The following is a 13,224-nucleotide window of genomic DNA, read 5'->3' on the forward strand; positions in this document are numbered from 1 at the left end:
CTCATGAATAAGACAACACGTTTTTCGCTTTTGATGTTAACCATTTTGATGGTTATTTCTTGTGCAAGACAAGGTTCACCAACTGGAGGGCCTAAAGATGAAACTCCACCAGTTTTTCTAAAAGCTGATCCAGATACATTGACAACGAATGTAGATGTCAATTTGCAAGAAGCTATAATTAATTTTGATGAATATATTCTTTTGAAAGATTATAGTAAAAATGTAGTTGTTTCACCATCTTTTCAGATTCCACCAATTGTTACGCCTCAAGCTTTAGCGAAGAAAAATATTTCAATCAAATTTCAAGAAGCATTGTTACCCAATACAACGTATAGTTTTAATTTTGGTGAGGCTATTCAAGATTTAAATGAAGGTAACAAACTATCGAACTTTCAATATGTTTTTTCAACAGGAAGTTTTATTGATTCGTTGAAAGTTATAGGACGAGTGAATGCATCGTATGATTTTAAATTGCCAGAGAAGATATTGGTTGGGCTATATAAAATAGATAGCGCTTATAAGGATAGTATAATCTTACAAAAAAAACCATATTACATCACAAGAGCTAATGATAAAGGAGAATATCAATTAAATTATTTAGCTTCTGGTAAATATAAATTGATAGCTTTTGAAGATAAAGTAGAAAATGTAATGTATGATTATGGGAAGGAACGTTTGGCTTTTCATAACGAACCAATTGAGTTGAATGGGAATCAACAAATCAACTTGAATTTATTTAATCAAAAAACAGCTTATCGTAAACCTGAAGCAAGTTTTAAACAAGAAGGTTTAATTGTTTTTAAAACAACAGGAGCAACTGATGATGTGACGATAACGCCAGTTGGAAAAGAATTTAAAACAGCTTATATTCAGAAGTTTCCAAAACAAGATTCGATTAATTTTTGGTTCAATCCAAAAGTAGATACAATTGTAGGAAGAAGTGCAAAATTAAATTTCAAGGTTCAACATAAAGATCAAATTGATGAAGTAAGTGCATTATATTCAAAATCGAATACGGAACGAAAATTAGAATTTAAAGCATTAAATGATCAAAAATTAGCACCAAATAAAGATTTTAAAATTCAGGCAAATGCACCATTAAAATCTTTGGATGTTTCTAAAATTCATGTATTTAAGGATACAATTTCAATTCCTTTTAAAGTTTCAATTGATACAGTTAATGCACAGAATTTGAATTTTGCTTTTGAGAAAAATTTAGACGAAAAATTTGAAGTTAATATCTATCCAAATGCATTGATAGATGTGTTAGGAGAGAAGAATGATACGCTTGCTTATCCAATAAAAATGGGAACGCGTGGCGATTTTGGACATTTGAAATTAACTCTTCAGAATACTCCAAGTAAACCATTTATATTACAATTTTTAAAGACTGATAAAGACTTTACAGTAATTGAAGAATTATATAATCCAGCAAATAAAAACTATTTCGAGTTCAATTTTATTGAACCAGGAGAATATTTGTTCCGTTTATTGGTTGATGAAAACGAAAATGGTAAATGGGATACAGGAGATTATTTATCAGGTAAACAACCTGAGCCAATTTATTTGTATCCAGAGCCAATCAAAATTAGAGCGATGTGGGATGCGACCGAAACATGGGTTTTAGGTGAAGCAAATCAACCCGTTTCTTTACCAAATGATGACAAAGATTCGGACAAAAATAGAATACGTCGAGGAGAATTGAAAGAAGGCGAGGAGCACCAAAATCCGCGAACAACAAATAAAAAATCAGAGGAATAGTTCTCTGATTTTTTTATTATTAACTTTCTGGTGCCAAATATATAAAAGGTGAAAGAGGAATGTTTCTTAAAATAGAATAAACCAGAAGGAAGATTAGAAAATTTCGTGCAAAACTTGTTGGAAGATGGAGATTGCCCGACATTGTTTTGCCTAAAAAAATATTTCCGATGATAGAATAATACAATTGCGCGCAAATGTAAAGTGCGAAAGGTAAGAGTAAATTGTAACGTAAAGATTGCAAAATATGTCCATGGGCAAGTAGAGAAAAAGCACGTTGTCCACCGCAACCAGGACACCATAAGCCAGTTACTTCATGAAATATACATTTGATAGAAAAAGGATTTTGGTTATTGTAATAACTATAAAAATACACAACTACCAAAAGTGGTAAAAGCGTAGCAAATCCATAAACCAAAATCCGTTTCATCATATTATTTAATCGTCAATACTTCCACCTCCAGTATTATCTAGAATGCTTTGGTATTGATCCATATAAGCGTCTATTCCTCCAGTCACAAGAGTAACAATGTTAATAATAACTCCTAAAATTCCTAATCCTAAAGCAATATAAGCTAAAATTTTAGTGTTCTTAGCAGCTTGTTCAGCACCTGCATAGTCTCCGATAGCGTATTTTGTATTAACTTGATTAGAGAATACAATTGCAACAATACCGACAATTAATCCAATACAACAAGGAGAACAAAGGCCTAAGATAGTTCCAATAATTGCTAAAACCAGATTGTTTTCGGGTTTTGGTTTAATATCTTCAAAAGAAGATTGTTGTGATTGATTTAAATCTTGATTAGATTGGTTAGAATAATCCATAAAAATGTTTTTTTAGTTTCGAATAAAAATAGAAAAAATGTTTAAATAAATTTAATAAAACGTAATATCTATTGAAATAACATACGATACAAATCTTCAACTTTAGAGATTCGAACAATTCGAATTCCAAAATCGGTGTCTTTTATTTTATTGTATTTTGAAACAAAAATTGCATCAAAACCTAGTTTTTCGGCTTCTGTAATGCGTTGTTCAACACGATTCACAGCTCTTATTTCTCCACTTAAACCAACTTCTCCCGCAAAACAACAATTATCTGGAACGGCAGAATCTTCGCTTGATGAAAGAATTGCCGCAATAACAGCTAAATCAATTGCAGGATCATCCACTCTAATACCTCCTGTAATATTCAAGAAAACATCTTTCATATTCAATCGAAAACCAGCGCGTTTTTCTAAGACAGCCAACAACATATTCAATCGTTTTGCGTCAAAACCAGTTGCTGTTCGTTGTGGAGTTCCATAAACAGCAGTAGAAACTAAAGCTTGAATTTCAATTAACATTGGACGAACCCCTTCTAAAGTTGCTGCAATTGCATTTCCGCTTAGTAATTCATCTTTTTTGGTAATTAACACTTCGGATGGATTTGTAACTTCACGCAAACCAGCTCCTTGCATTTCATAAATTCCGATTTCTGCAGTCGATCCAAAACGGTTTTTATTTGCACGTAAAATTCGGTAGATATGGTTGCGATCGCCTTCAAATTGCAATACAACATCTACCATATGTTCCAAAATTTTTGGTCCAGCAATTACACCTTCTTTCGTAATATGACCAATCAAAATAATCGGTGTATTGGTTTCTTTTGCGTATTGAATTAGTTCGAAAGTTGTTTCTCGAATCTGAGAAATACTTCCTGGAGATGATTCTACATAAGTGGTTTGAAGTGTTTGTACAGAATCGACAACAATTAATTGAGGTTGAATTTCTTTTGCGTGAGCAAATATTTTCTGTGTATTGGTTTCTGGTAAAATAAAACATTGATCTGATTCAATTCCAATTCGTTCAGCACGAAGCTTTACTTGTGAAACAGATTCTTCTCCAGAAACATATAAAATTTTAATTGTGTCTAACTTTAAGGCAACTTGCAACATCAATGTCGATTTTCCAACACCAGGTTCTCCACCAACCAAAATCACGGATCCAGGAACAATTCCTCCTCCTAAAACTCTGTCTAATTCTTGGTTTTTTGTTGAAATTCTAATTTCTCCTAATGGGTTTATTTCTCGGATATTCAGTGCAAAAGTTTTCTCTTTTTTGTCTGACTTATCTTTCCAAGATTTTTTTTCGTCGCCTTTGTTTACAATTTCTTCAACAATGGTATTCCATTCGCCACAACTTTTGCATTGTCCCATCCATTGAGCGGTTTGCGTGCCACAGTTTTGGCAGAAATATGTAGTTTTTGTTTTAGCCATAGGTTCAAATTTAGACAAAAATAATGTTTTATCGCGACAAGATATGGAGTTGTAAGTGTGAAATTTTTTAATACAATAACTAAAAAACGTTAATGATGATTTATTTTTTTAACAAATTATCAACTTTATCTAAAGTTGAGTTAAAAATTGATTTCCAATCATTTTCTCGATTATTTTTAATCACGTTTTAAAATGCCAATGAAAAGAATTTTACTTGTTAGCTTTTTTTATATTTTTTGTATTTCTGTCTATGCACAATCGACCTTAATTTCTGGTAAAATTATTGTAGATAATGCAGAAGAAATTATTGATTTGGAAGGTGTTTTGATTGAAAATTTAACAACCAAAGCTAGAACCAAAGCGAATAATCTTGGTTTATTTTCGATAAATGTAAATTTGAATGATGAATTATATATAAAACATTTAGGTATTCAGGATAGAACATTGAAGGTTTCAGAAACAATGATCACGAAAGGTTTTGTAACGATTCATGTGAATGTTGAAGTAGTTGAACTATCAGAAATGTATATTCAGAGCTTGAATAAAGACGCGCTCAAAAATTTAGGAAAAGAAAAATCATATCAAGAAAAATTGAATGATGAAATGGGCGTTGTTTCTCCTAAATTTAAAGCTGAATTGAATCTTAAACATGAAGAAGAAAAAGTGAATAGAACGATAAAACAGGTTGGAGGAGTAAACCTAATAGGATTATTTGATTTGTTTAAAAGTCCAAAAAAGCGAATGAAAAATTCAGTTTCAATAAAAGTCGTGAAAGAAGATCAATTGTTGGTATTACATAAGTTTTTCACAACCTATTATTTTGTAAATGATTTAAAAATTCCGGAAGGAAAAATAAATGAGTTTTTAGATTATTGTTATTCGAATTTTAATTTTCCTAAATTGTTAAACGATAATAATTTTGATGAAATTCTTTTTGTAATAGAAGAACAAGCACCGATTTATCTTTCAAAAATAAAAACAAATGAATAAAATTATTTATATTCTATTTTTTAGTTTGTCAAGTGTTTTTACATTTTCTCAAACAAATTTGATAACTGGAAAAGTTGTAATTGATGATGGAGTCATTGGACAAGATGCAGTTGATCATATTTTGGTTACAAATGAAATGACAAATGCTAAAACATTTACGAATGATAGAGGAATGTTTTCTATCCGAGCATCCATTGGAGATGAATTAGTTTTTACACATGATTTTTATAAAGAAAGGATAATTAAAATAACTTCTGATATTCTTACTAAAGGATTAATTATTGTTCATCTAAATATAGAAACAATTGAGCTGGCTGAAGCAAGAATTAATACATTGAACAAAGATTGGAAGAAGAATATAAAAGTTGAAAAAAACTCTGTAACAAAGCTCTATGAAGGATTAGGATTAAATCCAAATATGCAATATCATAAAGTTAATCCAAACGCATCCTCTATGTTAAATAGTAATGGATTGTTGGACCCGACACAATGGATTTCTGTAATAACTGGTCAGAAGAAAAAAGCAAAACAGCAAGATCAATATTTTAAAAGAGTTGATAAAATAAAAGATGTTGAAAATTATTTTACTCAAAATTACTTCATCGAAAGTTTAAATATTCCTGAAAATAAGGTCACGGATTATGTAACGTATTGTTATGCTAATTTTGAGTTAGAAAAATTGGTAAAGGAAAATAGATATGATAAAATTACCGAAATCTTAGAGGAACAAGCTCCTAAATATTTGGAAATGATAAAGAAATGAAATTATTTCGTCGAATTTCGTCGAATTCGTGCGATTTTGTAAATAGCAATTAGTCCAAAACTAATCATCGATATAACTTGAGCTATATAAAGAATTAAACCAAAATAATCTCCAATTGCTCGTCCTTCGTGTTGATCTCCGCCTTTCGCTAAATAAACTGCCGAAAATGCAATCGACATGATATAAGGATAAGCCAAACCGCCTGAAACAGGCAAAATCATTCCCAAAGATCCCGCAATTAATAGAAATAAACCTTCTGGTATTCCAAAATTTTTGGTGTCTGGAAAAGCAAAAAAAACAAGATAAGTCATTAGGAAATAACAAATCCAAAGCGCGAAAGAATAAAAGATGAATAAACCTCTTTTTTCTAATTTAGAGATTGATTTTATCCCTTCCCAAAGTCCAAATAAAAAGGTTTTGATCTTTTCGAAAAACTTTAATTGACTAATTTTTTTCCAGAAAATAGCAATTAATCCAATTCCTAAAACTAGAATTCCAATTGCGATGTAATATTTTAAGAACGAAGGTTCTGATGTTGGTTGATGTGCTTTTTCTTTATTTCCTAGTTCAACAAATTTGATGAATGTTTCGTAATTGAAAATAAGTGTTAAACCGAAAAATAATCCCAAAAATAAAACGTCAATTACACGTTCTAAAACTACTGTTCCGAAAGATTTCTCAAACGGCACTTTTTCCATTTTATAGAAACTTGTAGCACGAGCCACTTCACCACTTCGAGGAATGGTTAAATTCATAAAATATGCAAATGCAATAGCCCAAAAACCAGATGAGGTTTGTGTGTCATAGCCCATCGGCTTTAGAAGTAGATTCCAACGAGCGGCACGAATCCAATAAGTGAGAATACTAATTGCCATAGATGCAAAAATCCAAAAATAATTAGTTTGTTTTAAAACTTTTGCAACTCGTTCGAAATCAATCTGCCTCATTGTTATTACGATAAAAAATACGGCCAACAATGAAGCAATGATTAAGAAGAGCGATTGTTTGATCTTACTCTTCATATATATTGAAAATTAATTTCTTAATCTAAACGATTGTTCTCGTTAGGGAAAACAATTGTTGGTTCGTAGGTTTTGGCTTCCTCAAAATCCATCATTGCATATGTAATAATGATTACGGTATCACCTACTTGTACTTTACGCGCAGCTGGTCCATTCAAACAAATTTCACCACTTCCACGTTTACCTTTAATAATATAAGTTTCAAATCGTTCTCCGTTTTCTTGAACCACGATTTGTACTTTTTGACCAACTACCATATTTGCAGCATCTATCAAATCTTCATCGATTGTAATACTTCCGATGTAGTTTAATTTTGCGTCTGTTACCTTAACTCTATGTATCTTAGAGTGAAAAACTTCTATCATCATAATTTTGCAAAGTTACACTGAACTTATAAATTTCAAAACCCGTTCCAATATTTTTCAATTGGTTTGAAGGATTTGTTATATTTTATTAAAACTGAATATTATCTATTAAACGTACATCGCCTGCATAAGCAACGACAAATCCACGAATATGTTTGGCATCAGAAAAATGTTCGATAGACAACAATGTCTCTTCATCTGTGATTTCAAAATACTCTAATTCAAAAGGTGAGTTTTTGAATTCTTTTTCGACAAAAGCCTTTACAGAAGCAACATCTTTTCCTTCGTTTTTAAGCATTACAGCTTGTGATAAAATCGAAAAAATTTGAGGTGCATCAGAAGCTTGTTGAACTGATAAACGTGCATTTCTTGAACTAAATGCTAAACCAGAATCTGCACGATGAATTGGCATTGGAATAATTTCGACATCTAAATTCTCTTGTTTTACCATTTCCTGAATGATACGAATTTGTTGAAAATCTTTTTCTCCAAAATAAGCTTTTGTTGGATGAACTGCTTTGAATAATTTGCAAACGATAGTTGCTACACCATCAAAATGACCTGGACGAGAAGATCCTTCCATTACTTTGTCTATCGTGCTAAAGTCGTAATGTTTTGCACCTTCATTTGCTTCATATAAATCCTCAACAGTAGGCATATAGACAAAATCACAGCCATTTTTCATTAACAATTCTTTATCATTTTCCTCTGTTCGAGGATATTTTGCCAAATCTTCTGGATTATTAAATTGTGTCGGATTGACAAAAATGCTGACGATTGTGTAATCGTTTTGAGCTTTAGAAGCTTTTACCAAAGACATGTGTCCTTCATGTAAAGCGCCCATTGTTGGGATAAAGCCAATGGTTTTGTTTTGGTTTTTTAACTCGACGATCGCGGGAGTTAATTTTTCCTTTTCGTTAAATATAACCATAACATTGATTTGTTAAAAAAAAACTAATATCTGGCAAAGCTACTATAAGCAAATAATATATCAACATTTTTTTGTAAATTTGTACCTTATTATTCATTAGGAAAAGAGAGTAGAAATTATGGAAGGAAAGCGCATATTGTATGTAACAACAGAAATGGTACCTTACTTTCCTGAAAATCCGATGTCTTCGCAAGCATTAGATTTGCCAAAAATCATGCAAAGTAGTGGCGCAGATGTAAGAATCTTTATGCCAAGATTTGGAGCAATTAACGAAAGAAGACACCAATTACATGAAGTAATACGACTTTCAGGTATGAACATGATTATTAATGATTTGGATCAGCCTTTAATCATTAAAGTAGCATCTGTACCAGGAGAAAGATTACAAGTGTATTTTATAGATAACGAGGAATATTTTAAACGTAAAGAAGTTTATGGAGAAGATAATGGATTATTTTCTGATAACGATGAGCGTTCTATTTTCTTCGCAAAAGGAGTTTTAGAGACAGTAAAAAAATTAAATTGGAAACCAGATGTTGTTCACGTAATGGGTTGGATGTCTAGTTTAGTACCATTGTATCTAAAAAAATATTATTCTGACGATCCTTTCTTTCAAGATGCAAAAGTTGTTGTTTCTCTATTTGACAACGGATTTGAAGGAGAATTAGATAACGAATTAGTTAAAAAATTAGCTTTTGATAAAGTAGAAGCTGATGTAAAACAATATTTAGAAAAACCTACACACTTAGGAATGATACAATCTTCTTTACAATACGCAGATGCGGTAGCTAAAGGAGAGGAAATGATTCCAGAAGATGTGAAAAACTATATCAACCAACAAAATATTCCTTTATTAGACTATTGCTCAAAAGAGCAAGCAAAAGAAGTTTATAATAACTTTTATATTGAGGAAGTAATGAACTCTAATTAAAATCTGTTTAGATTAATGAAAAATTTTTTGAATGTCCTTTCTGTATCTGTTGCAATGATGGTTGGAATGGGAACAATGGTTTCTTGTGAAGAAGAAACTTTAGGATTAGATAATAATGTGATCGGTGGTGAAGCAGAAGGTGATGTGAAATCATTAGACGTTATTGCATTTAATTCCACATTTGATACACTTCGTACAGATAGATTTGTACTTCAAAATGGAGCTTTTGGTATCTACAGTGAGCCAATTTTTGGTTCTACATTGTCTAAATTTTATACACAAATTAGACCTTCATCTATAGGTAATAAAGATTTTGGTGAAGAGACTAAAGTAGATTCTGTTAATTTATATGTTCCAATATATTACGATTCATCAGTCAAATTTACTGAAGAGAATAGGGATACAATTAATCTTTCTAAGCCTGGAGAAAAGCCTGTTGAGAAAGACAGAATAGAAATCATTACTAAGTATAAAGTAGACTCTTTATATGGAAATAAGGATATGAAGATGACATTGAAAATTAGAGATATTAATACAATTCTATATAAAGACTCTAAATATTTTTCAAAATTATATAGTTCAGAATCTGCTATTTCTACTAATTCAGAACCTATTGGCTCTGCAATAATAGGAAATACTGTAGAATCTAAAATTGTTAAAGAGTTAGGGGAAACAAGTAATATTTATGAGAGCCCTATTGGTTATAAAGTCTCTTTAGATAAAAAGTATTTTGAAGAAAAAATTATAAAGAATGCCAAAACAGGATTACTTTCTGATTATGCAACGTTTATTCGTGAGAATATAAAAGGTCTTGAGTTTTCTGTCGAAGAATCTAATGGATTTATTGTCAATTTTAATCCAAATAAAATTGACTTGAAAATGTATTATTCTTATAAAAATCCTAAAAAGAAGGAAGATACAGATAAAGATTATAAAGAACGTTTATCTGATGTCTATGGATTTGATCTTACAAATCAATGGAATTCTGGTACTGCAAATAATGCAAATGTGATTGCCTCTCAAATTATAAATAATATAACTGGTTCTACTTATTCAAGTGTCAAATCAGATTCTATCAATGGTGATGCAAGATTGTATCTAAGTGGAATGAGTGGTAATTATGCACAGTTAAAAATTAATCAATCACAATTAGATAATTTAAAATCTGAGATGACAAAAAATAATATTGTGATTCTTGGAGCTAAGTTAAAATTTTATATAGATGATTCTTATGGTTTTGTAAAACCTCCTTATCTAGTAGCTTGGAACAATTATAAAAAAGATAATAAAGTTGTTGATGAGTTATATGCAGATGTTTTAGAATTTTATAATTCATATCCAACTTCTGTACATTTTAATCCTATTGTTAAAGGAAAAACAGATTTTTATACAATTGATATTACTAAACATCTTAAAAGTATGTTAGAAAAAGGTAATGAATTTAAGGATCAAACGATGTATATTACAATGGGGAATTTCATTACATCTGTTTCTGATGCAACAACTATTAATAGTACAAATCCGTATCAAAATAATAGAGCGTATAACCCATACAGAGTTGTATTACATGGAAATAAAACAGAAGATGTAACTAAGAAATTGAAACTATTAGTATATTATTCTAAAAAATAAGAATTAAACTTAAAATACTATTATAACGTTATGTGTGGAATTGTAGGATATATTGGACATCGCGAAGCGTACCCAATTATAATTAATGGACTAAAAAGACTAGAATATCGTGGATATGATAGTGCTGGATTGGTTCTTTCTACTGGTACTGATTTTGAATTAGTAAAAACGAAAGGAAAAGTATCTGATTTAGAAGATAAATCAGCAAATTTAGATAAAACACCTCATTTAGGAATTGGACATACTCGTTGGGCTACACATGGAGTTCCGAATGATGTAAATTCACATCCTCATATGTCTAATAACGGACGTTTGGTTTTGGTTCATAATGGAATTATAGAAAATTATGAAGCAATAAAACAACTGTTAATAGAAAAAGGATATGTTTTTCATAGTGATACAGATACAGAAGTTTTAGTGAACTTTATTCAATTGTTTCAAGAAGAACAAAACTTAAATTTAACAGATGCAGTTCGTTTAGCTTTAAATGAAGTTGTAGGAGCTTATGCGATTGCAGTTTTAGATAAAGAACAATCAAATACTATTGTTGTAGGACGTTTAGGTTCTCCATTAGCAATAGGTATTGGAGAAAACGAATTTTTTGTAGCTTCTGATGCTTCTCCTTTTATCGAGTTTACTAAAGATGCTGTTTATTTAGAAGATGGTGATATGGCAACAATTACTTTGGATAAAGAAGTTGATGTACGTACAATCAAAAATAATGAGACTGTTTCTTTAGATATTCAAGAATTACAATTAAATATCGAAGCAATAGAAAAAAGTGGTTACGAGCATTTCATGTTAAAAGAAATTAACGAACAGCCTCGTTCTATTCGCGATACAATGCGTGGACGTTTATTGGTGGATGAAGGAGTAATTAAAATGGCTGGTATTTGGGACCATCATGAAAAATTCTTGAACGCTAAGCGTATCATTATTGTTGCATGCGGAACATCTTACCATGCAGGTTTAGTAGCAGAATATATGATTGAAGATTTTGCACGTATTCCTGTAGAAGTAGAATATGCTTCAGAGTTTCGTTACCGAAATCCAATCATCAATAAACATGATGTTGTAATTGCGATTTCTCAATCAGGTGAAACTGCAGATACTTTAGCAGCACTTAAATTAGCAAAAGAAGCAGGAGCATTTATTTTCGGAATTAATAATGTTGTAGGTTCTTCTATTGCACGTATAACAGATGCAGGAGCTTATACTCATGCAGGTCCAGAGATTGGAGTTGCGTCTACAAAAGCATTTACTGCTCAGTTAACAGTTTTAGCACTAATTGCCTTAAAATTAGGAAAGCATAATGGTGAATTATCAACAGAAAAATTCAACTTATTAACTCGCGAATTAGAGCGTATTCCTGAACTAGTTCAGCAAATTTTAGATAACTGTGAAGGAGTTATTGACCAAATAGCTGATAAATACAAAGACAATAGAAATGCAATTTATTTAGGACGTGGGTACAATTATCCGTCAGCTTTGGAAGGTGCATTAAAATTGAAAGAGATTTCTTATATCCATGCAGAAGGATATCCTGCAGCAGAAATGAAGCACGGACCAATTGCCTTATTAGATGAGAATATGCCAGTTATTGTAATTGCAACGAAAAAAGGATATTACGAAAAAGTAGTTTCTAATATTCAAGAAATTAAATCTCGTAGTGCAAAAGTAATTGCTATAGTGAACGAAGGTGACGAGCAAGTAACTGCTATGGCAGATGATTTTGTAGTAATTCCTGAAACTGCAGAAGAGTTCTCTCCAATCTTAACAGCTATTCCATTACAACTATTATCGTATTGGATTGCGGTTAAATTAGGTAAAAATGTAGATCAGCCTCGTAACTTGGCAAAATCAGTTACAGTTGAATAAAAAATCTTATTAAGATAAATTAGAGGGGATGATGTTCTAAAATCATCCCTTTTTCGTTTCATTAAGTTTAAATTAATTATTAATTTCACAAGAAAATATCATCATGTTTACAGGAATCGTTGAAGGAGTTGGGAAGCTTATAAAAACAGAGAAAGATCAATCTAATTTACATTTATGGATTGAAGCTGATTTTTGTGATGAACTAAAAATTGACCAAAGTGTAGCGCATAATGGAGTTTGTTTAACGGTTGTTGACTTTAAAGATGAACTTTATAAAGTTACAGCTATAGAGGAAACGCTACAAAAAACAAATTTTAACACATTAAAAGAAGGAGATTTAATCAATTTAGAACGATGTTTGCAGTTTAATGGTCGTATAGATGGACATATTGTTCAAGGACATGTTGATCAAACAGGTAAAATTGTTTCAATTGAAAACCAAAATGGAAGCTTTTTTGTTACAGTGGAATATGATGAAGCTTCATCGGGAAATGTAACAGTAGAAAAAGGTTCAATTTGCCTTAATGGAATTAGCTTAACAGTTGTTGATAGTAAAGTCGGACAGTTTTCGGTTGCAATTATTCCTTATACTTGGGAGTTTACAAATCTTAATCAAGTGAAAGTTGGTGATACAATGAATTTAGAATTTGATATCTTAGGAAAATACGTCAAAAGATTATTTCAAAAATAAAA

At 30.9% G+C, this 13,224-nt stretch carries 13 protein-coding genes; 7 read left to right on the top strand and 6 right to left on the bottom strand.

What is annotated here, in order from left to right; translation table 11 throughout:
* Positions 1-3: 3 nt before the first annotated feature.
* Positions 4-1,761, top strand: coding sequence for an Ig-like domain-containing protein (locus tag E4J94_RS09440; RefSeq protein ID WP_135835570.1), 1,758 nt, complete (start codon positions 4-6; stop codon positions 1,759-1,761).
* 19 nt (positions 1,762-1,780) lie between these two features.
* On the opposite strand, the gene E4J94_RS09445 is transcribed toward E4J94_RS09440, so the two are convergent.
* From E4J94_RS09445 to radA, 3 genes are all read right to left on the bottom strand, one after another.
* The gene (locus E4J94_RS09445; RefSeq protein ID WP_135835571.1) at positions 1,781-2,191 is read right to left on the bottom strand and encodes a DUF2752 domain-containing protein; all 411 of its coding nucleotides are present in this window, start codon (positions 2,189-2,191) and stop codon (positions 1,781-1,783) included.
* A 5-nt stretch (positions 2,192-2,196) separates the two neighbouring features.
* Positions 2,197-2,586, bottom strand: coding sequence for a CD225/dispanin family protein (locus E4J94_RS09450; RefSeq protein ID WP_135835572.1), 390 nt, complete (start codon positions 2,584-2,586; stop codon positions 2,197-2,199).
* Positions 2,587-2,654: 68 nt separating this feature from the next.
* Entirely contained in the window at positions 2,655-4,019 is a 1,365-nt protein-coding gene (gene radA / locus E4J94_RS09455; protein WP_135835573.1) for a DNA repair protein RadA, read from the bottom strand.
* 198 nt (positions 4,020-4,217) lie between these two features.
* Here radA and E4J94_RS09460 point away from each other — a divergent pair, with 198 nt between their 5' ends.
* Together E4J94_RS09460 and E4J94_RS09465 are read left to right on the top strand one after the other, a co-directional pair.
* Positions 4,218-5,009, top strand: a complete 792-nt coding sequence (locus tag E4J94_RS09460) for a hypothetical protein (protein WP_135835574.1) — start codon at positions 4,218-4,220, stop codon at positions 5,007-5,009.
* Positions 5,002-5,772, top strand: a complete 771-nt coding sequence (locus tag E4J94_RS09465) for a hypothetical protein (RefSeq protein ID WP_135835575.1) — start codon at positions 5,002-5,004, stop codon at positions 5,770-5,772. The genes E4J94_RS09460 and E4J94_RS09465 overlap by 8 nt, the downstream gene beginning before the upstream one ends.
* A 2-nt stretch (positions 5,773-5,774) precedes the next feature.
* On the opposite strand, the gene E4J94_RS09470 is transcribed toward E4J94_RS09465, so the two are convergent.
* The 3 genes from E4J94_RS09470 to panC all read right to left on the bottom strand — a co-directional run bounded on the left by E4J94_RS09470 (position 5,775) and on the right by panC (position 8,090).
* Positions 5,775-6,794, bottom strand: a complete 1,020-nt coding sequence (locus E4J94_RS09470; RefSeq protein WP_135835576.1) for a lysylphosphatidylglycerol synthase transmembrane domain-containing protein — start codon at positions 6,792-6,794, stop codon at positions 5,775-5,777.
* Positions 6,795-6,814: 20 nt separating this feature from the next.
* Positions 6,815-7,162, bottom strand: coding sequence for an aspartate 1-decarboxylase (gene panD / locus E4J94_RS09475; RefSeq protein ID WP_135835577.1), 348 nt, complete (start codon positions 7,160-7,162; stop codon positions 6,815-6,817).
* 85 nt (positions 7,163-7,247) lie between these two features.
* Positions 7,248-8,090, bottom strand: a complete 843-nt coding sequence (panC, locus tag E4J94_RS09480; protein WP_135835578.1) for a pantoate--beta-alanine ligase — start codon at positions 8,088-8,090, stop codon at positions 7,248-7,250.
* Between the two features lie 118 nt (positions 8,091-8,208).
* Here panC and E4J94_RS09485 point away from each other — a divergent pair, with 118 nt between their 5' ends.
* The 4 genes from E4J94_RS09485 (at position 8,209) to E4J94_RS09500 (ending at position 13,222) form a co-directional block, all read left to right on the top strand.
* Positions 8,209-9,021, top strand: coding sequence for a glycogen/starch synthase (locus E4J94_RS09485; RefSeq protein ID WP_135835579.1), 813 nt, complete (start codon positions 8,209-8,211; stop codon positions 9,019-9,021).
* A 15-nt stretch (positions 9,022-9,036) separates the two neighbouring features.
* Entirely contained in the window at positions 9,037-10,653 is a 1,617-nt protein-coding gene (locus tag E4J94_RS09490) for a DUF4270 family protein (protein WP_135835580.1), read from the top strand.
* Between the two features lie 30 nt (positions 10,654-10,683).
* Positions 10,684-12,531, top strand: a complete 1,848-nt coding sequence (gene glmS / locus E4J94_RS09495; protein ID WP_135835581.1) for a glutamine--fructose-6-phosphate transaminase (isomerizing) — start codon at positions 10,684-10,686, stop codon at positions 12,529-12,531.
* Positions 12,532-12,634: 103 nt separating this feature from the next.
* Positions 12,635-13,222: a riboflavin synthase gene (locus E4J94_RS09500; RefSeq protein ID WP_135835582.1), complete on the top strand. Its 588-nt coding sequence runs from the start codon at positions 12,635-12,637 to the stop codon at positions 13,220-13,222.
* Positions 13,223-13,224 lie beyond the last annotated feature (2 nt).

Source organism: Empedobacter tilapiae (genome assembly GCF_004785645.1).
Lineage (GTDB): Bacteria > Bacteroidota > Bacteroidia > Flavobacteriales > Weeksellaceae > Empedobacter > Empedobacter tilapiae.